The sequence below is a fragment of the Wolbachia endosymbiont (group B) of Melanostoma mellinum genome (genome assembly GCF_947251465.1).
GTDB lineage: Bacteria > Pseudomonadota > Alphaproteobacteria > Rickettsiales > Anaplasmataceae > Wolbachia.
In genome coordinates this window covers 1,510,134-1,531,881 of record NZ_OX366366.1, presented here as the reverse complement: position 1 = coordinate 1,531,881, position 21,748 = coordinate 1,510,134, and the positions used below count along the sequence as shown (strand labels likewise).

The following is a 21,748-nucleotide window of genomic DNA, read 5'->3' as shown; positions in this document are numbered from 1 at the left end:
GGGGAAGGGCGACTTTCTCTCCTTAGATAACAATTGAAAGACCCAGTTATGATTTTTTGGTTATCAATAATCATGACTTTATTGTGAGCGATTGCTGGTTTGAAATCAATATAAATCTTAATACCTTGCTCGAATAACTCATTGATGACACTATATTTTGAATGAACTTGCGACTTATCAAGAATTATCTTAACTTCTACACCTTGTTTTTTGGCTTGAATCAAGGACTCAGCAATAGGCTTTGAAGTAAATTGATATGCCTGAATTAATATGGATTTTTGAGCTTGATCTATAGCATTGGTTATTTGTTCGGCACAATTTTCTCTAGGTGTGAAGCAAACTGTAGTTTTTGGGCAACCCTGATAAAAGTGAGCAAGTTAACAGAACTAATAAATATGAAAAAATACATCCTTTCAGTTGACGGAGGAGGCATAAGGGGCATAATACCAGCCATTATTCTAGCAGAAATAGAAAAGAGAGCAAGAAAACCGATAGCTGAAATCTTTGATCTTATGGCAGGTACTTCAACTGGTGGAATTGTTGTAGCAGGGTTATGCAAGAAAGATAATCAAGGAAATCCCCAATATTCAGCCAATGATTTAGTTGAGCTCTATCGGGAATATGGATCATATATTTTCAAATCTTCATTCTTCAGGCGATCAATATTATCTTGGTTTAACTGTGCACAATACCCACATAAAAACATCGAATCGATATTAGAAAAATATTTTGGTGATGATACTCTACAAAACACTTTAAGTAAGGTACTGATAACAAGTTATGATATTCATAACAACTATCCTTTCTTTTTTAAGAGCTGGAGAGAAGATAGAGATTTTGTCAAATTAAAAGATGCACTCAGAGCTACAACGGCTGCACCTACTTATTTCATACCAAAACATCTAAAAATTGACCAGATAGACAGAGTATTAGTGGATGGAGGGGTGTTTGCCAACAATCCTGCGGCTTGCGCATATGCAAGTGGTAAGAGGTTATTTCCAAATGATGATATTCTACTGTTATCAATTGGTACTGGCAGAACAGATAGAAGTATAAGGTATTCTAACTCGAGGAGATTTGGAAAAATAGGCTGGATAAAACCACTATTACATGTGATGTTTGCTTCAAGTTTAGATGCAGTAAACTACCAACTTGATCAAGTAATAGCTGATAAATATATACGCATACAATCGCAATTAAAAATAGCATCACCTGACATGGATAATATTACATCAAAAAATATCAAATCTCTGCAGGAGGAGGCAAATTCAATGATAGAGAAAAATCAGGAACTGATAGATAAATTCTGTATAGAAATATTAAATATATAACTATTTTTACTTATATCTTAATATATTATTTAACACTATTAACTATCTTTAACACAATTTAATTTTCACAATCACCCAACTCATCAGCAGTTAGGGCACTTGTTCGCACAATAATATCAATAGGAATACCTGCCTTAACTAGATCTTTTGCAATCTTGATTTTCTCTGCTTTTTTAACCTTTTCTTTACCAGTTTGCATTCCTTCAGATAAAGATCTGGCTACCGTATCCAGTAATTCTTGATCCTCAATTTTTTCGCATTTACCTACAAACCGCAAAACTGGCTCATTTTCATATTCTGTTAGTCCAAGAGCTTTAATGTTAACTGATAATGTCTTTGCTATCTTATATAATATTTCAATTGGAATGTCTGTATATCCTCGTTCATAGTCATGTATTTCTTTAGGTGTTGAACCGATTTTATTTGCCAAGTCCTCCTGAGTGTATTCCCGTATTAATCTCTCCTCTTTTATCCTTTTCCCTACTTTGTAGAGTATAGAATCAGTACAAATTTCTTTCTCTATATCATCATATTCATAAGTAGATAAGCGAGTCACTTGGGAAATAATATCAACTGAAACTCCTTCTTTCACTAGATTCTTTGCTACTTCTATTTTCGCTTCTTCTTGGCTAATTTTCTCGCTAATATATACAAACCTTACTAATGGATACAGCTTCTTGCGTAATTCCTGATCCTTAATTTCTCTATGTATTTTTGTTAGATAGACTATTTCTTTATCCTCATCTTCATACCAACTGTTTTCTCTTAGTACTGTTGGTCCTGGAAGTAGATCTACAACATTGACTGACAATGCTCCTGCTATTATATACGATTCTTTGATTGTGATAGCCTTGCACCCTAGTTCAAAGTTATGTATTTCCTTATGTGTTAAACCAATTTTGCTTGCTAATTTTGCCTGAGTATACCCTTGTACTATCCTATAACCTTCTATTTTTTTCCCTAGCTCGTAGCTTACTGAGCCAATATGCTCTGAATTATCATAGATAAATCCTCTAAAAGCTGTTTTTCCTACAGAAGCAAACATATATTCTATCACAAAAAAATCCACTATTGGCTAAGTTTTTATGAAATCACAAAAATTTCTCAATCATATAATTTGTTAAGCCTGTCGTTTGCAAGATAATATCAACAGAAATTCCTTCTTTCACTAAATTCCTTGCAACTTCAATCTTCTTTTCCTCTCTGACCTTTTCTCTACAAACATGTATACCTTCAAATAAAGACTTGATTAGCATATCGCGTAATTCCCGACTCTCAATCTTTTTGTATTCTTCTATCAAGTTTGATAGCTTTTCTTCCGCTTCACTATCCTCATCTGATTCGGGAAGTAGATCTATGATACTGATTGATAATACCTTTGCTATTTCATCTAACATTTCAAGTGAGACAGCAGCTCGCCCTTGTTCATACTCGTATATTCCTTGATTTGTTATACCAACTTTATTCGCTAAATCTTTTTGTGTATATCCTCGTATCAATCTCCACTCTTTTATCCTTTGCCCTACTTTGTATGGAACCGGAATTTTGTTCTCCTCATACTCACCAATAGATAAGTTAGTTGTTCGAGAGATAACATGAGCAGAAACTCCTACTTTCATCAAACCCCTTGCTACTTCTATTTTTACCGCTTTTCTGCTTCTTTCCTCACTCAAACGAATAAACTTGGTTAATAAATAAAATACCTCGCTTAATTCTTTATCTTTATAACCCTTTACTAAATTTAATATTTCTTCATCTTCAAAATATCTTTTTTCATCTGGTAGTGTTTCTCTACAAACTAGACCTTTAACATTTACTGATAATGCTTCTGCTATAGCATATAACTTCTTAATTGGAATTTTACGGTTCCCTTTCTCATATTGCAGTATTACCCAGTACTTTACACCAATTTTCTCAGCTAAACCCTTCTGAGTATAACCTCGCTCTAACCTCCAACTTTTTACTTTTTGTCCTACTTCATAATCTAGACTTTTTTCCACGCAAAAAACCATATATATAATATTTTCTACTATAGCTCAAAGGCTCCAGTAAACTCTGGAACCTTAAAATAAATGAATTAAAGTTCCCTAAAGGTTTCTTTACTACCTCCACATACCCTATCTACCCATGAAGACAATACTTCATCATTGCCAATCTCTTTTATAGCATACTTTTCACTCCATATGCCACATCTAGTGAAATTACCTTTCTCTACTGCTTCTTGAAGTTTCACTCCCCCAAAAAGGCAGTTTTTTCCTATTTCTTCGCCTCTTTTTTGTAATTCAGCCCACATTTCCTTGTTTTCTACTCTGACTTGTACTTGATCATATTTTTTTACATCATGGTACAATATAATATTTAGCTTACCAACGCTTGTAGGAAATTCTAATATAATAGAGCTTTCATCTGACATATCGGTATAGTTTCTTATACCTCCCTTCTCACTTTTAACCTCAACTGCATCATTACCAATTTTTAAAATATTACTTCCTAACTCTCTCAGTATTTTGGCTACTTCTATCTTACTATTTTCAGAGAACTCTATATAGTTATCTAAGTGGGAAAAGTCGCCTCTCCCCACTCGACTTCAGAACCGTACGTGAGACTTTCGCCTCATACGGCTCCTCTATAATTTGGTGCTTGTCATGCACACTTTCTATGTAATTCATCGTGACAATGTCCATGTAACAAGGATAAATTCTTTTTCATATTATTACGTCTGTTTCGGTCAATATGATGTGTTTCTAAGATATCATCATTTTTAAACCAAAGTTGACAATGACCACATTTACCTTGTTGTAACTTCAACAATTTTATTACTCTTGGTAGTTTATCTGGTATCTTCCTTAAACGATTACCCCAATAAACCCAATCGCCATCATATGGAGACTTGGTTCCTTTCACTTTGACATGCCTTTTAATAGCATGATCTCCGTGCTTAATAAGAAGAACTTTGTTATTTGTCATAAATCGCCAATTATCGTTTTTATACTTTTTAAAGTATTTATTTTTAATCCAGTATTTTCCTTTGGTTGGGTGCCTGTAGACTGCCCACTTCCAGATGTTTCTAAACATTACACTGTCAATAAACCTAAAGGTCTTGTTTGACACAACCGAAGAATAATATTTGCTCCACCCTCTAGTAATTGGGTTAAGCTGTCTTATTACTGTTTCTTGTGTTGATCCTCTTAATCCTCTAATCTTATGTTTTATAGTGAGTGTATGCTGTTTTCTGGATTCACGACTTGGTTTGACTAATAATTTATAACCCCTCTTATTATTTTTCGTAGAGTAATGCCTTATTGAGAAACCAAGAAAATTAAATCCTGGCTTTTCTCCATTTTGAGTATGAGAAATCTTTGTTTTTGAAGGTTTCAATTCTAGTCCAATGGTTTTGAGCCATTCTTCAACTATCATTTTTGCCTTCAGAATGATTTCCTTACTCTCATGTATGATGATAAAGTCATCTGCGTAGAAAATTACACTTAATGAGCTTTTTGCTTCTCTACTGCTTGCAACACCACATTTCATCTTCCTATATTGAAGAAGTTCACTCCATAACGTTTCTTTGATATATTGTTCTAATCCATTTAATGCAACACAAGCAAGTAACGGTGAGATCGTCCCTCCTTGAATTGTACCACGTTTTGTGGATTCAAATTTTCTGTTTTCCATTACTCCAGCTCTTAACCATCCTTTTATAATTCTTCTAAAGGTTGGTGTAGTGTTAAGTTTTTCCAACAGAGCATTTTGATTAATATTATCAAAACATCCAGAAATATCAGCATCTAAACAGTACGCTGTTTTCCAATTCAGTGAATTAAATATGGCTTCAATAGCATCATGACATGACCTACCAGGTCTAAAACCATACATGTTCGGTTCAAATCCTACCTCCCACTCTGGCTCTAGTGCCATTTTCATAAGTGTTTCTTTTGCCCTATCTGAGATAGTAAGTATACCAAGAGGGCGATATTCTATTGGTTTTCCAGGTTTTGGAATCCAAACACGTTTTGATGGTTTCGCTTTTTCTCTAACATTTAAAGAATATGCTAATTGCAATCTTTCTTTATGATTAAGATTTGCTTTTCCATCAATACCTGCAGTTTTCTTCCCTCTGTTATCTTGAGTTACTTTTCTGACAGCAAGTAGTTTTGCACTTATTGAATTGAGTAATAATCTTTGAAGTTTATGTACCTTCTTCTTATCATTACATATTGCAGCTTGGTAAATTCGCTTTTGTAGCTTAAATACAAATTTCTCAACTTTACGCCAAGGAATTGTATTCCATTCATACCTAACAAATTGTTGGTCTATAACATATTTACTACTATTCACCACTTTACCTTCCAAATTATAGTGTCCACGTCTGCATATCCCAAATATTACTTTGGGCATTAGCTTCTTGGACAATCCCTCCAATGTAAGTGCTTATGGCTGGCTGCCTACTTACATTCAAATGAATATAAGAGCACCTATATGGTTATCCCGTTTCACGATTTTGTTTCGTGTTAGACTTAGGTTCTTACTTTTTACCGGAAGCTGAGAACATCTATAATCAAAGACATCTAACTTTAATTCCTCGTATGCTTCATACCATTTTGGTCTATGCGTAAAACAACCTTAATTTCGCATATTCAATATAACGACAATTCAATCATAAGTTTCTCTCGTAACCATATCTAACTCTGTTTGCAGGAGTTTGCTATAAGGTTTAGCATTACCTGCTTTTATCTCATGCTTGCATCCTAAAGGTTGCCATTCTTTAAAATGTGAGACATACATTATCCCTGATGTCTAGGGAAGATGGAATCTAACCATCACAAAATCGCAACTTCGGGTCGCACCGATGTTGTATTATCTATCTCAACATCTATTAATTCTCCTTCTTGCACAGCACTTTCGCCAGCTTTTTCTAGTTCTTCTAGTCTCTTATCTATCTGTGGCTGAACTTCTGGTTGTAGCTCATTATAGATTTCACCTATCAATTTATTCTCCAATAAACTATCATGAAACTCTGCACCGTTTAGCATTAATTTACGTATTAGCTTTTTACGATTAGCCTTATCAAATTTATGAAAATGTGTGCCCAGTATCACATATTCCGCGAAGCTCCACTCTCCATCATTACATGCATTTAGCCTTGCTCCAGCAGCTAGTGCTTCGTCTACAACCTTGTGCAGTTCATTTGGACTTTTTGCTCTTACCACAGCACTCTTAAACCAGCTCAACTTTTCTGCACTCGGCTTTATTTTTTTCAAAGCTGAAGCAAATGGATTCAACCCTTCTGGATAATCTGCTTGATTGCTTACAGGTTTTGTGCCATAAACATAGTCAAATCCTTTCCCATAGTTGATTTTGTTTTCGCGAACTTCTCTACCAGGGAAAGGTGCTATTTCTTCAGGCTTTTTAGCCTTATTAATTTTGCTTACAAAGGTGGATTGCTCCTTAGTACGACCAATTCCTACAATAGCATTTAACATCTCACCTTTTGATAATCTATCAAGATCAATGTTTAACTCGTAAGTACTTCCTTCTTGATCATCAAAAGGTACAATTATTTTATTACTCATATTAGCCTCCGCTATTAAATATACTTTACTAAGTCTACAACCGACTTTATTACTTGATTATTAATTCAATATATACTTTCTCATTAATTATAAGTAATGATTAATGCATTTGCAAATACTTTCTTCATTCAAGTAGTTAAACAACTCATGAAAATCTTCAAATATCTGCTTTATAACAGTCCTTGCTCTTTAAAACTAAAATATCCAACACTTGTAATGATAATGTGATCCAGTAACCTAATTCCTATAGTCTGACAAGCTTTAGCCAAGTCTTTAGTTACAGCTTCATCCTCATCAGATGGCTTTAACCTTCCTTCTGGGTGGTTATGCGATATTATTATTGACGTCGCTTTTCTTATTAATGCCTTTCTTGTTACTTCTCTTATGTAAAAAGGTACCTTATCCACTGTACCAGTAAACACTTCTTCCCCCTTTAAACGGCACTTTTGATCAAAATATATTATTTTCATCTTTTCCTCCTCTGAATAACCAATACTCACCCTCAAATATTTTACGATGGTTTCCAAGTTATCCATTACAGGTCCTTTCTTTAACTCTTCTCTTGGTACTCTCTTTGCAGCTTCCTTTAGGCATAAAATTACTGCTACTGTAGAGTCAGTTATCCCTTCTATAGTTTTCAAGTCATCTATTTCCTGGCCTAAAACTCCTCCTATTCCAAAATTATCTATTAGCTTTCTAGCAATAATTCGAGCTTCTTCCCTGTCATGCACTGCACTTAGAAACGTTTCTATTACTTCACGATCAAGTAGAGCTTTACCGTTGCTTTCTAATGCTCTGAATTCTATTTCTTCTCTACGATCCTTACTGTTTTCCTTATTATTCATAAAAATTACCCTTCACTAATAACAAAATGTTTTTATATATTTACTGCTGTTTTTTGTCAGCATTGGCATAAAGCCATAGCTTTTGAGTGAAGTCAAATCAATTTTTAAATCTTTTTTACTTATTTTTTCATCAAAAAATAAAAATGTTAATAGATACTGATTTTTTTATTTTAAATTTGTTGAATTTCGTCTAAAGAGATGCCTACTGTTTTTAAAATAATATTGATAGAAATTCCTTCCTTAACTAAATTCTTTGCAATTTTCATCTTTTCTACACTCTCCACTTTCTCTTTGCAAACTTGTATGCTTTCAAACAGAGATTTTATTAGTACATGACGTAGTTCTTGGCTTTTAATCTTTTCATATTCTTCTATTAACCTTGATAGCTCTGCTTCACTATTCTCATTTTCTCTTGTTTCTGGAAGCAGATCTGTAATATTAATTAATAGTACCTTTGCTATTTCATCTAACATTTCAAGTGAAACACCAGCTCGTCCTTGTTCATATTCATATATTCTTTGATTTATTATACCCACTTTACTTGCTAAATCTTCTTGAGTGTATCCTCTTCTCAACCTCCATTCTTTTATTCTTTGACCTACTTTATACGGAATGGAAATTTTTTTCTCATCATTATCATATTCATCAATAGATAAACTGGTCGTTTGAGAGATAACATGAGCAGAAACTCCTTCCTTAACTAAACCCTTTGCCACCTCTACTTTTACTGCCTTTCCACTTTCTTCCTCACTAATACGGATGAATTTAGTTAATAAATAAAACGTTTCTCGTAATTCTTGGTCCTTAATCTCTTTATGTCTTCTTACTAGATTTAATACCTCTTCTCCCTCGTACTTTTCCTCATTTGATACTTCTTGTCCGCAAGCTAGATCTCTAGCAGTTGTTGATAATGCTTCTGCTAATTCATATAACTTCTTAATTGAAATTCTGCGTGTTCCTTTTTCATATTGCAGTATTACCTGATATGTTGTTCCGATTTTTTTTGCTAAATCTTTTTGAGTATACCCCTTCGCTATCCTACAACTTCTTACTTTCTGTCCTACTACTTTATAATATAAAAAATTAGAGTAATTATTCTCTTTTTTCACATTTTATACTCCATAACCAGAAGAGCTGTTACGTATGCTTAATTGAGAACCTTTTTGACAAACTGAACTCATCTCCTTTCAAACAATTTTTCTATATCACTTAGTTTCATTTCTATATACGTTGGTCTTCCGTGATTGCATTGCCCAGCATAAGGTGTTTCCTCCATTTGTCTCATCAACTCATTCATCTCCTCCAACTTCATTTCCCTTCCAGCTCTAATTGACCCATGACACGCGATGGTAGCTAATATCTTGTTCACTTTTTCTTCTATAGGTAGCGTATCTCCTATCTCCACTAATCTATCAACTATATTCATCACCATCTCTTTCACACTTATTGTTCCTAAAATTGCAGGTATTTCTTTTACCCTTACTTTATCTTCTGATTCTATTTCAATACCAAAACCCATTTCGAAAAGCTTATCTTTATACATTTCAACCATCTCCATTCCTGCTTGGTTTTTAATCTCGACTATTTCAGGAAGAAGAAGCTTTTGCCTTTTTATGCTTGATTTTTGTTTTAAGCACTCATAGATCAACCTCTCATGAGCTGCGTGCTGGTCTACTATAATTAATTTGCCTTTAGCCTCAGCAATAATGTAAGTATTGTAGACCTGACAGCGTGCATATCCTAGAGCTCTATCAAATCAATTTGCTTCCTTTCTAAAACCATCGTTCCCTTTTGGGGTGGAGATTCTCCATATTTAAACGTTTCTGGTAAGCTTTGCCTTCTTTCATCTGGTGCATTGAATTCTTTCATTAGACGATTTTCTAAAAGACTTGGTCTCTTTTCATAAAACTCTTTTTGATCTTTTTTCTCTTGACTATCAACCTGCTCTTGGCTTTTACTATCATTAAAAATTAGCTCCTCTTCAATACCTTGATCACCCGCTGCAAATCTCGTTGATAGTGTTTTTATTATCCCTCTTCTCACTATTTCATATATTAGCCTTTTATTCTGAAATCTTACTTCCGATTTATTTGGATGCACATTTACATCTACTTGGTCATATGGTACTTCTAAATGCAACACTGCAAAAGGATACCTCCCAACTGGAATCAAATCTTGATATGCGTATCGAATTGCACCAACAAGTAGATTGTCTTTTATTGGCCTTCTATTAACAAACGTATAGATCTGAGTTGAATTGCCTCGATTGACATTAGGTTTACAGATGTGTCCCGTAAGTTTGATGCCTTCCTCTTCCTCTTTTACTTCCAGCGAATTGCTTTGAAATTCTTCTACTTCACATAATCTGTTAAATAATGAAGTTTGCTTAACATATTTTAAGAGCTTTTTATTACCGGAAGTGAGAGTAAACCCAATACTATAGTTAATCATTGCTAAGTTATTTACAATATCAACAATGCTTTGTGTTTCTGCCCTCTCGGTTTTTAGAAATTTTAATCTATTTGGAGTGGCAAAAAATAAGTCACGAACTTCAATATATGTACCTTGCAACAAAGAACAAGGGGTAATCTCTCTTATTTTTTCTCCTCCCTCATATCTTATAGACCATGCTTCCTTTGCTCCACTTGCCTTGGATGATAATTTCATTCTGCTTACTGCTGCAATTGAAGGCAGAGCCTCTCCTCTAAAGCCAAGATGTCTGATCTCTATTAACTCACTATCACTTAATTTTGAAGTGGCATGCCTCATAAGTGCTAGTTCCAGATCGTTCTTTTCTATTCCATTTCCATCATCTGTCACAGTTATAAGGTTACGTCCACCACTTTCTATTTTGATCTCTATCTCTGAACTTCCAGCATCTATTGCATTTTCTACTAATTCCTTTACTACACTCGCTGGCCTTTCTATTACCTCTCCCGCTGCTATACGATTTATAGTTTTTGTGTCTAAAAGAATTATTGCCATAATACTCCACCCAATCTATGAAACTTAGAGTTCCCTCTATTTTTTGGTGATTTCTTGACCTCACAATCTCTATATTTTAGCTTTTTAGATTCCTTTCTAGCAAGTCTATCTGCCTCCTCATTGTACATATTACCGTTGTGAGCTCTAACCCACTTCCAATTAATATCATGCTGCAAAGCAACTTCATCTAGTTCCTGCCATAATTCTCTGTTCTTCACTGGCTTTTTATCAGCTGTCTTCCAACCATTTATTTTCCACTTGTTGATCCACTCTGTTATACCTTGTTTAATATACTGACTATCAGTGTGTACAATAACTTTGCAGGAAATTTTTAACATCTTTAGTCCATTAATTACAGCCTTTAGCTCCATCTTGTTATTTGTTGTGTTTTCTTCACCTCCAGAGATACGTTTTTTGATAAAGACACTTTTATTTTCATACATTACCACGGCTGCCCATCCACCGGGACCAGGGTTTCCAGAACAAGCTCCATCTGTATATATTATAACCTTCTTTTTGTCCATATTGACAGGATATAGATTTAACATAAATTTGCTACTGAAATGTTGACACTAAGTTTCAAGATCTTTATCATGTAAAGGTGTGGGAGATTAATGAACCTGTCCTCACGATATTAGGTAAATCGTAATTGAGCTTTTGGGCTTGTATTTTTATTAAGAGGTTAATCTCTCACACCCAAAATAAGTGTTTTTAAAGCTCTTTATAGCTCATGAATTCATTTGCTGGGGTTTATGGAGGGAGTTGTAAAAGATGATAAAATAAACAGCTAAGGTGCGCAGTAGCATTCTATGGTCATCTATGAAGGTGGTTTTTTGCCAATTCTTGAAATTTAGCTAACTTTAATAGACTTTAGCACAAAAACGTTGAATATTTCTTCACAATTGTGTATAATTATTAATGTTTTTTATCTTACTTTCTCATGGCTCTTTCCAAATTCCTTGACCCCAAAAATGATGTTGCGTTTCGACGTATCTTTGGTACTGAAAAGAATAAAGACATCCTCATTCACTTCCTCAACGATATTCTCGGCTTTGCTGGCAAGAATGCAATACAGGATATAGAGTTTTTAAGTACTATTCAAGACCCTGAGATTGCCTCTAAAAAACAAAGTATTGTTGATGTACTCTGTAGAGATTCTTCAGGTGTTCAGTACGTTTGCGAGATGCAGGTAGCTAAAACCAAAGGCTTTGAAAAACGTGCCCAATATTATGCTGCTAAAGCTTACTCAAGACAGGCTGATAAAGGTGATCAATATCATGATCTTAAGGAAATTATCTTTATTGCCATAGCAGATTGTATTTTATTTCCTGATAAATCCGAGTATAAATCAAAGCATACTATTCGCGATGAAGATACTAATGAACATGATCTAAAAGATTTTTACTTTATATTTATTGAGTTGCCTAAATTTCCAAAAACCAAAGAAGATCAGCTTTCAAGTATAGTTGAAAAATGGGTCTACTTCTTTAGATATGCAGATGAAACTAGTGAACAAGAGCTAGAGAGAATAATAGGAAGTGATCTAATAATTAAAAGAGCATATGAAGAACTAAATAGGTTCAACTGGTCAGAAAAAGAATTTATTGCTTATGAACAAGAGATAAAGCGTATTCGTGATGAACAGGCTGTTCTTGCTCAAAAACTCGATGATGCTAAACATGAAGGCATCCAAATTGGAGAAGAGAAAGGCAGGGAAGAAGGCATCCAAATCGGCCATGAAAAAGGTAGACAGGAAGGCAAGGCAGAGGGAGAAAAACAAGCTAAAATAGCTGTGGCTAGAGAAATGCTTGCTGATAAAATGGATGTTAATACTGTTACCAAATTTACCGGATTACCCATTGATGAAATTAAAAAACTTCAAAAGGATGCTGACCTCCTTCTTAGCTGATTGTCTAATGTTACACTATTTAAGGTAGTTTTTGGTGATTGTATCTCTATGTTTAGAGCATTGAATATTGGCAACATATTTGAATCATTAGCAACCTTTTCTAATAAAATCCTAACAATCTCCCATTTATTATCTGCTAATGCTAAACGTAATGGTGTACAATCATCTTTATCTTTAGAATCAATACTAGCACCTCTCTCTAATAAAGTCTTAACAACTTCATTATTACCATTTACTACTGCATCATGTAATGGTGTCCGACCGTGTTTATTTTTAGAATTAACATCATCACCTTTTTTCAATAAGGTCTTAACAAACTCATTGTTACCCTCTGCTGCTGCAATATGTAATCGTGTACTACCTTCTTCATCTTTTTGAGAGTCCATACTATCTGACCGTGAGTTATTTGCCTCCAGATCACTTTCTCGATCTGAGTCCTGTTGTTCATACGATTCATCGTTGCCAACATTAGCACTCTCCTGTTCTGCGGAATTATCACTATTATTACTACTTGACCTGGACTTAAAAAGATCAAAAAAACTAGAAATTGAAGGAAGAGAGTTTAAGTCAACGCTTTGTGGTGACGCGTTACCAATTCCACACGAACCTTGCATCGAAGAAATAAAATTAACATACTCATCGCTTAAAGTATCTGATAATAAGCAATCTACTAGGTCACTGTTTTTTGGTGGTATGTCACCACCATCTATGTCACTTCTCTTACCAGCACTACCATGCTCTAGGTCTTTTAACGCAACAGCAACTTCATCATTATCATGATTATCCCCTTGCAAAGAGATACTCTGTAAGTCATTTCTTTCGCTAGAATTACTAGCTTGCTCCAATGAACTACCACTATTTTGTTCTGGTGAACTGTAAACACTTTCTTCATCACCAGAGCTTCTCTCACTAATATCATTTGAAGCAGTGTGTTCTACTTTTTGAGAATCTGGACTACTTGACCGTGAACTACTTATTTCTGGGCCTCTTTCTCGACTTGAGTCCTGTTGTTCATCCGATTCGTCATTGCCAACACTTGATTTTATTTTTACTTCTTGTCTAGGACTATCAGATTGTGCAACTTTTTTTACTGGTGGTTTTTGTGTCTTTCCATCACTAATACGTGATCTTTTTTTCGAATACGGCGATGTAGGACTTTCACTCTGAGAACATGGGTTATTGCCATCTCTCACAGTTCCTGAATTAGAATGTGTCTTTTTAGCAATTAACTCTTTATAATACTGCTTTCGTTCTGAATTTTTTATATATTTTAATAGCTCAAAAAAAACTTCCTGATTACCAAAGGAAATGGCTATTTCCAGCGCATTCTTACCACCATTATTTTTACATTCAATATAGTTTTCTTTTTCATCTTTTCCAACGCATTGTAGTAACCTCTCAACAGCTTTTACATTACCACTCCTAGCAGTAAAGTGCAGAGGTGTTTCACCTTTATTGTTTTTGCTTTGAACATAACCTTCTTTTGCTTCCGCACCTACAAACTCTAATAATTTATTAATAACTTCTACATTACCACTCCTAGCAGCAAAGTGCAGAGGTGTCTCACCTTTATTGTTTTTGATTTCAAGATAATCTTCTTTTTTTTCTTCATCTACAAACTCTAATAATTTATCAAGAATTGCTACATTACTACTACTAGCAGCAATATGCAGAGCTGTGTTACCACAGTGGTCTTGAGTCTTAATATCAGCTTGATACTCTAGTAATATTTTAGCTACATTTACCTTGCTTACTTCAACAATATACATTAGTGGTGTTTTTCCTTTGCTATCTTTAGCATTAATACAATTATACATTTGCTGTTGATTTTGACTAAAATTTTTCTTAATTCCTTCTAAGATCTGTCTTATTACTTCCTTTTTCTCTTCCTCTAACAGGTAGTGATATAAGTAAAATCGAATATAGTAAACAGCATGATGAAGAGGAGTCTTATCATCGTTATCAGCTAAATCTAATCTAACTTTTTTGTTTCCTATAAGATATTTTGCTACTTCCCAACGACTGTTCTTACAAGCAAGATGAAGAAGAGTCATGTTATCTTTGCTAGTTAAATTTATATCACCTTCCATCTTAACGAAATGCTTTACTTTCTCTAACAACTGATTTTCAGAAGCATTAACATCTGAAATAAGAGAAATACAAGATTCAAACATGTTACTTTTGTTGCTGGCACTATCTTGTTTTGATTTAGAAATGTTATCGTCATCTATATTATCTCTCACATCAACACTCGACCATGATTCACTTTCCTCTGATAAATTGTTGTTATCACTTTTATCACTAGTGCTAGATGACCTAGAAAATGCCTCTTGATTTTCACCATTTGATTCTACATCATTTAAAGTTGGTTGTTCCCCTTCTTGAGAACCCAAGCTACTTGAGTCCTGTTTATAGAACTCATCTTCTTTCTGATGGCTACCTACTGACTCTTCAACATCTACATTCTGCCTAAGAGAATCATCTAGTGCAACCTTTTTTTCTGATGGTTTTTGTGTATTTCCATCACTAATACGTGACCTTTTTTTCGAATACGGCGATGTAGGACTTTCACTCTGAGAACATGGGTTATTGTCATCTTTCACAGCTTCTGAATGAGAATGCGTCTCTTTAGTAATTAACTCTTTATTACGCTGTTTCTTCCTTCCTTCAACACGGCCTTTTGTTTGTAAATCATCTAAACTATAAACATTCCTCTTTTTAGAACCACTTGCTTGTTTTGCAAGATCAAGATAATGCTGGCTTTGTTCTAGATTCTTTATGTATTTTAATAGCTCATCAAAAACTTTCCAACTACCACAGGAAATAGCAATGTCCAGCGCATTCTCATTATCATTGTTTACAAATCCAATATAGTTTTCTTTTTCATCTTTTCCAACGCATTGTAGTAACCTCTCAACAGCTTTTACATTACCGCCCCTAGCAGCAAAGTGCAGAGGTGCTTCACCTTTATTGTTTTTGCTTTGAACATAACCTTCTTTTGCTTCCGCACCTACAAACTCTAATAATTTATTAATAACTTCTACATTACCACTTCTAGCAGCAAAGTGTAGTGATGTCTCTTTCTCATTGTTTTCAGCTCTAACATACCCTTCTTCATCATTTACATACTCTAATAACCTCTCAACAGCTTTTACATTACCGCCCCTAGCAGCAAAGTGCAGAGGTGCTTCACCTTTATTGTTTTTGCTTTGAACATAACCTTCTTTTGCTTCCGCACCTACAAACTCTAATAATTTATTAATAACTTCTACATTACCACTCCTAGCAGCAAAGTGTAGTGGTGTATATAAAAGTTTGTTTGTACACTTAACATAATTTTCTTTTCCCTCTCTTCCTGTAACACACCCTATTAAACTCAGAATAACTCCTACATTATTCTTCTTAGCAGCAAAGTGTAGTGGTGTTTCACCTTTATTGTTTTTGCTTTGAACATAACCTTCTTTTGCTTCCGCACCTACAAACTCTAATAATTTATTAATAACTTCTACATTGCTACCCCAAGCAGCAAAATGCAGTGGTGTACATTTATTACTGTTTTCATGCTTAACATACCCTTCTTTTTTATCATTTACATACTCTAATAACTTCTCAACAACTTTTACATTACCACTCCTAGCAGCAAAGTGTAGTGGTGTCTCACCTTTATTGTCTTTGCTTTGAACATAACCTTCTTTTGCATCTACAAACTCTAATAATTTACTAACCACTTCTGCTTTACCACTCCTAGCAGCAAAATGCAGAGGCGTTTCACCTTTATTGTTTTCGATTTTAACATAACCTTCTTTTGCTTCCGCACCTACAAACTTTAATAATTTACTAAAAAACTCTACATTACCACTTCCAGCAGCAAAGTGTAGTGGTGTGCATCCATCATGATTTTCATCTACGAAATAATCTTCTTTGTGATTTTGTTTTCCAATATAATCCATTAAAAATTGAAGAATTTCTAAATTCTTTCCCTGAACAGCAAAGTGTAGAGGAGTATTACCATAAAAATCTCGACCTTTAACATATCCATCATTAGCCTCTACTAACTTCTTAACATCATCAAACTTCTCATTAGCGATAGCCAAATGAAGACCATTACAGCCATAATTCTCCTCATTTATGATAGGTCTTTTCCTATTCTCATGAATTCCTGACCTATTAAAAATTGCTCGATCACCTCGAACATCAGCTTGAGAAGAAAAAATGCCGTACTCTCGAGAAAGGTAGGCATAATACTCTGCTTTCTTCTTATCCTTCTTTCCTGATCTTTTATCAGCAATAGGTAGGCGATGGTCTCTTATATTATTGCTTTTAGCTTGAATATTGTTTTTAACTAAACTACTTATAATTTCGTTTATTATCTCAGAATCAAATGATATTTTGTGCTCACTACCCATCAGTAAACTATTTACTAAAGTTTCACAATCCTTTTCATTTCTTATGAAAGAAAATTTTATTTTATCGTTATCTAAGTTAACTATATAATTAACTTGATTTATTATATTATTTAAATTATAAATTACTTGTTGTCTAGATCCTACATCTTTTATAGCTTTTCTTAATAAATCCAAACTAATAACCTCTTCGTTCATCGGTATAAACTTAATTTTATAACCTTGTTCAATATCTTCTTTCTTGATATCATCAAGTAGATGACTTTTACGAGAGTCTATTTCTAAATTGACAATTTGCAAATTTCTATAATCAATAGCAAAGCTGCTTATATTAGGCACAGGGCCTCTGCTCTTGTCTATGATACTCAAAACTGTAGTTTTGGCTTTTTCACGTTGACCCGCGGTTAACAAAAATGCAATACTTTCACTATCTAGATGCAATAAAAGATATTTTTGTGATATCTGAGCATGATCCTGATTTTCAAATAAAAACTCTCCTAACAATAGACTATAAAAGCAATTACCTTTATAACGAGAAAGTCTACTACTTATAAATGATTGGATTTTATCTTGTTTATCAGTCTTACCTCCATCCAATATCATTGTTAATTCATCAAAAAAATTCTTTGAACAACTTTCATGATTTCTGTTACCTGTATTCTTTCCACGAGATGGACTATATGATACAACTTCTTCAAGTGTTTGCTGTAACGTACTCGACTGACAATTCTCAGAAAAATCTTGAATCTTCCCTAACTTATCTACTAAAAATTTTAAAATTTCTTCCTTCTTACGATTAATAGAATTAAGCTTGTCGGACAGCAAGCGGAAAGCTTTCTCGCTATCAAAAGCAACACCTTCAACAGATTTGTTACGCTGATCTACAATATATTTACAAGCCCTCTCCAACATAGCATTCATCTCTTCTTCACTAAAGTGATCTTTAGCTATACTTAATACTTTTTCTAAAGGAGATTCATTATATTGAATGACTTGATCTATAGCGAGGGCAATAAGGTAATAATTATATTGTTTGAGAAACTCTTTTTTTTGATTACTTGAATAATCTTTTCTCGGATGTTCTTCTTCATATAAATCACCGATAAAGTCCTCTAGAGGGTCCTTTAAGGTACTTTCTTCCCATTCTAAATTTTTTATTAAATAATCTATAATAAATTTAACACTAGGCTGTGATCTTTCTTTTAACAGTGGACAAAGTATTTTATAATCTTGATAATCACATAATGTCAAATCAGCAATTTTATCTTTTCTACCACTTTCACAAAAATTTTTCAGAGTAGATAGTCGTTCTTTAACCTTATTGGATGTGAAAAGTTCACCGATGTTAAAGGTATTACGCATCTTAAAGATTTCTATGCAAATTCTAATGATTAAGTTGCCCATTTCATCTTTTGAAAGAAAAGATTGAGCTCTACTTAGTACTCGTCGCAATCCGTTGCTATGCAGACGTTTCCCAGTAGAAATTAAAGGCTCTGAAGGAGAAGGAGTTGAAGCAAAAGATATAAGATAATCAACAGATTTTCTAAATATGTAATCCTCAGCATTTAGCTTGCCAACTTCCTTCCACACAACATTACGCAAGGCATTTTCATTTGTATCAACACTAGAATCCCAAAACTCAGCAAAAAAGAAAATACGCAAAATTGCTTTCTTCTTCTCATCAGGAGAAAGGCTAACAAAGCCTTCCCACAACTTGTCAAATTTTCCTCTATCCTTGTCCTGCATCTTTATAAAAGCAGAAAGTTCATTTTCTTTCTGCTTATCAGTCAGAATATACTTACTTGAGATCTCTTTAAGCTTTCTGAGGGTTTGTTCTTCTAACTCCTCATAATTGTGCAAGGGTTCCTGCTCTATACTTTCTTCAATACCTTTTTCAGAGCTACTAGAAAATGTCACAGAACTCTGTTTGTTAATAGAACTTACTTTTTTTAAACTACTAGCGAAATTCTCCCTTAAGCTATTTAAATATTTTATATCTTTGTTTACCGCTTTCAAGCTCTCTTTTACTTTAGTAGGATCATCATTGCCATCTTTCACCGCATTTAAAATTGCTTTTGCATTTTCTAAAGCAAACACTCCACAATTGTAAGTGTCATTCTGCTGTTTGCAAGATACACTGTGAATATTATTCTTTGAGAACCCTTCTCTTTCTAGAAACTCATCTAAGGGTATTCGTATATTATCATTTATAAGAGGAACAGTCTCTTCCACAAAAATGACATCGTTATCGCTATTTTGTTTAACATTTTGACCGTTACAATCTACCTCTCCTTGAGAGACTTTATTCTGCGTATTACTATCAATATCACCTTTACCAAAACCAGTTACAAGACACTTTTCAATCCCTTCTCCAAAAGAGTCTGCATAGAAAAAAATATCTCCCTGCCCATTCTTATTGATAGCAACCAATGTTACCCAGTGGTTACCATCTTTATTTATAATGTATATTAATGTTTTACCTTTATTCTTCTTGAACTTATTTAATTCTCTTGGTAGCCTACCAGGACCTTCAACTCCCCAAATCACATTGTTATCTTCAGTCCACTCATATAAGTACTTTGCAATGTCATCAATAACAGTATTTTCCAACCATACTTGCAAATTATCCTCTTCGGTAGATTGAATAAATTCTTTAGAAGATTGATCAAGAGAACTTTTAGCTGAAACACTACTCCCCTTATTTTGACTCTTTGTACTAGTTCTTTCTTCTAACCTTAATGACTGCTTTTGCATCTCATCTCTAGAACTACTTCTATTAATAGAAGATCCTTGTTTGCCACAGCTTGAATCTGGTGAATGACTTTCCTTTTGTTCTGGGATTACCTCAGTTCTAGAGAAATGCATCCCTGAATGATATATTTTTTCTCGCTTTTTATTACCCCATAATACATATTCTCTTACATAATTAGAATTTATCATGCCTGAGTCTGGTGTATATATTACTGGATTTATTTGACCATCCGAATATACTTCAATTTCAGTACCAGAGAGAGAAGCCAAAATGCCGATTTCATTGTGAAAAACAAAATAATCCTGACTTTTTATATTTTCAAGATAAAGCCGATAAAATTCTTGATTATCAAAAAGACTATTTAATATGTCATCATTGTTAGTTATATATTGGTCTTGATACTCTGCTTGAGTCGAAACGTAGCCGCATATACTTGCACACGGAAAAGTTACGTCTCCTATTCTATCACACAATTCCTTCCTATTCTTTTCCTCTCGCAGATCTTCGATACTGAGCAAAACTTTTTGCTTTTGTGGAGAATTTTTATTACGCTCATTACGTGCTTCGATGGATTGAGTTATTTTTTCATACATTTGTTTACGAAGTTCTTCATCTTTACAAAAAACCTCTATAATGTTATTTTTTAAGGTTTCTACTTTTTCTTTAGATTCATCTATCCTCTTATCGATCACTCTATTTGTTTCTTTAATATAATCTCCCATTTTTGGTGATACATTATGAATTTCGGAAACGTTAGATAATAGGTATGAGAACACTAGTTTTAAGCTTTCCTTAAGAGGCTCTGTCATACTTGGATCACTTAAGGATTTAAATTGACTTAAAAACTTGTGCCATTCCATTCTCATCTCTTGCGCTTTTTCAGCTTTATATCCAATAGAGCTGTTATTACCAAACACTGCATGAAAAAAGCAATTGCCATCACCTACTGTTTTCAAAGACTTCATTTGCTCACTAGCCTTGTCTTTAGAATTAGAATCTTTTTCTTGCTTTTTGCCATAAGCTTCTTTAGAGTTTTTCATTTTCTCTAAATCATAACTTCCAGTATCTTCAGTCAAAGAATGACTATTTTTATTATCTGGTATACCATAAATCTCTTTTCTAGAAACTTTTATAGCTTCTTCAATATCTTCTTTTAGGTCACTAAGAAGTGGTACAAAATGTTGCTTATAGTTTACTATATGTATAGTTCTTTGTTCTGTGTTTCCATTATCCGCTTCGATAACATTTTTTAGAATTATATCTGATATTTCTTCTCCTCTTTTTGCCTTACTATCTTCTTCTAACCGCAAATAAAACTTCCCATTTTCTATTATAAGATCATCTTGTACTTCCATGTAGCAAAGATTAACTTTATACTCATTACATAATATTTGACCCTCAATATAAGGTCTGCCCCATATAGCATTTTGCAAGTTTAGAATTCCTACTGCTGAACCAGAACTAGTATTTTTAATATCTTCTGCAGTAAATTCAATACGTGGAATATATTCAGGAAGTTTCTCACTCTCCTTATCTAGAAGCTTATTCAACCATGAATTTTGCGAAGTATTCAATTCTCTCTGTGCATATTCCTTGCAGCCCCTCCGTAAAGACTGTACGTTAAACCCTTCATCACTTGTAATAAGACCTTTGCCTTTTAATTCATTCAAACCTTGAGTAACTGAATCAAAAAAACAATCTCTAGCACTTACAGCAGCTCCAATTTTAAAGCCCTCAGGCAAATTCTTTTTTAGTGTCTCTAAAAGTTGAGTAAGCTTCTCTTTTTTCTTTTCATCCTTTACATTTTTTATCTGACTAAAAATGGAAATAGGCTCTCTAATAACACAGCTTTCTCGAGCACCACCACCAGATGATAGATCTGGTACTTCATTTAATCCAAACATATCAAACCCACTATATTAAACTTATAGCATATATAGCAGCAAAAAT

9 protein-coding genes and 4 pseudogenes are annotated in these 21,748 nt (G+C 33.8%); 2 read left to right on the top strand and 11 right to left on the bottom strand.

All coding sequences use genetic code 11. The annotated features are described in order from the left end of the window. Positions 1-32: 32 nt before the first annotated feature. Positions 33-405, bottom strand: a pseudogene (locus OPR42_RS07160) (phospholipase D family nuclease); the annotation flags it as partial. Between OPR42_RS07160 and OPR42_RS07155 the strand changes: the two are divergent. Next, positions 396-1,331, top strand: a complete 936-nt coding sequence (locus tag OPR42_RS07155) for a patatin-like phospholipase family protein (protein WP_265042203.1) — start codon at positions 396-398, stop codon at positions 1,329-1,331. The pseudogene OPR42_RS07160 and the gene OPR42_RS07155 sit on opposite strands and share 10 nt — an antisense overlap. Before the next feature lie 58 nt (positions 1,332-1,389). Here the strand turns inward: OPR42_RS07155 and wmk (OPR42_RS07150) are convergent, their stop codons facing one another. From wmk (OPR42_RS07150) to rnhA, 9 genes and pseudogenes are all read right to left on the bottom strand, one after another. Continuing rightward, the gene (gene wmk, locus OPR42_RS07150; RefSeq protein ID WP_265042385.1) at positions 1,390-2,376 is read right to left on the bottom strand and encodes a WO male-killing family protein Wmk; all 987 of its coding nucleotides are present in this window, start codon (positions 2,374-2,376) and stop codon (positions 1,390-1,392) included. 46 nt (positions 2,377-2,422) lie between these two features. Further along, on the bottom strand, positions 2,423-3,343 hold the full coding sequence (gene wmk / locus OPR42_RS07145) for a WO male-killing family protein Wmk (RefSeq protein WP_265042202.1): 921 nt from the start codon (positions 3,341-3,343) through the stop codon (positions 2,423-2,425). A gap of 65 nt (positions 3,344-3,408) precedes the next feature. Continuing rightward, a pseudogene (locus OPR42_RS07140) lies at positions 3,409-3,882 on the bottom strand (hypothetical protein); the annotation flags it as partial. Between the two features lie 92 nt (positions 3,883-3,974). After that, positions 3,975-5,729: a reverse transcriptase domain-containing protein gene (locus tag OPR42_RS07135; RefSeq protein ID WP_214303292.1), complete on the bottom strand. Its 1,755-nt coding sequence runs from the start codon at positions 5,727-5,729 to the stop codon at positions 3,975-3,977. A 449-nt stretch (positions 5,730-6,178) separates the two neighbouring features. Continuing rightward, positions 6,179-6,904 (bottom strand): annotated as a pseudogene (locus OPR42_RS07130) (hypothetical protein); the annotation flags it as partial. Positions 6,905-7,074: 170 nt separating this feature from the next. Then, entirely contained in the window at positions 7,075-7,749 is a 675-nt protein-coding gene (locus OPR42_RS07125; RefSeq protein WP_265042201.1) for a JAB domain-containing protein, read from the bottom strand. A gap of 170 nt (positions 7,750-7,919) precedes the next feature. Further along, positions 7,920-8,858, bottom strand: a complete 939-nt coding sequence (gene wmk / locus OPR42_RS07120) for a WO male-killing family protein Wmk (protein ID WP_265042200.1) — start codon at positions 8,856-8,858, stop codon at positions 7,920-7,922. 68 nt (positions 8,859-8,926) lie between these two features. After that, positions 8,927-10,734 (bottom strand): annotated as a pseudogene (gene mutL / locus OPR42_RS07115) (DNA mismatch repair endonuclease MutL). Continuing rightward, positions 10,725-11,258 (bottom strand): ribonuclease HI, encoded by a 534-nt coding sequence (gene rnhA, locus OPR42_RS07110; RefSeq protein ID WP_264376578.1) that lies wholly within the window; start codon positions 11,256-11,258, stop codon positions 10,725-10,727. The pseudogene mutL and the gene rnhA overlap by 10 nt, the downstream one beginning before the upstream one ends. A 416-nt stretch (positions 11,259-11,674) precedes the next feature. On the opposite strand from rnhA, the gene OPR42_RS07105 reads away from it, so the two are divergent. Further along, complete coding sequence (locus OPR42_RS07105) at positions 11,675-12,643, top strand: Rpn family recombination-promoting nuclease/putative transposase (RefSeq protein WP_265042199.1); 969 nt, start codon at positions 11,675-11,677, stop codon at positions 12,641-12,643. Here OPR42_RS07105 and OPR42_RS07100 read toward each other — a convergent pair. Next, positions 12,613-21,702, bottom strand: coding sequence for an ankyrin repeat domain-containing protein (locus OPR42_RS07100; RefSeq protein WP_265042198.1), 9,090 nt, complete (start codon positions 21,700-21,702; stop codon positions 12,613-12,615). The two genes, OPR42_RS07105 and OPR42_RS07100, sit on opposite strands and share 31 nt — an antisense overlap. Positions 21,703-21,748 lie beyond the last annotated feature (46 nt).

Bases quoted from the DNA above. Each gene is read 5' to 3' on its own strand.
- OPR42_RS07155 (WP_265042203.1), top strand. From the start codon at position 396: ATGAAAAAATACATCCTTTCAGTTGACGGAGGAGGCATAAGGGGCATA.
- wmk (WP_265042202.1), bottom strand. From the start codon at position 3,343: ATGGTTTTTTGCGTGGAAAAAAGTCTAGATTATGAAGTAGGACAAAAA.
- OPR42_RS07125 (WP_265042201.1), bottom strand. From the start codon at position 7,749: ATGAATAATAAGGAAAACAGTAAGGATCGTAGAGAAGAAATAGAATTC.
- OPR42_RS07135 (WP_214303292.1), bottom strand. From the start codon at position 5,729: ATGCCCAAAGTAATATTTGGGATATGCAGACGTGGACACTATAATTTG.
- rnhA (WP_264376578.1), bottom strand. From the start codon at position 11,258: ATGGACAAAAAGAAGGTTATAATATATACAGATGGAGCTTGTTCTGGA.
- wmk (WP_265042385.1), bottom strand. From the start codon at position 2,376: ATGTTTGCTTCTGTAGGAAAAACAGCTTTTAGAGGATTTATCTATGAT.
- OPR42_RS07105 (WP_265042199.1), top strand. From the start codon at position 11,675: ATGGCTCTTTCCAAATTCCTTGACCCCAAAAATGATGTTGCGTTTCGA.
- OPR42_RS07100 (WP_265042198.1), bottom strand. From the start codon at position 21,702: ATGTTTGGATTAAATGAAGTACCAGATCTATCATCTGGTGGTGGTGCT.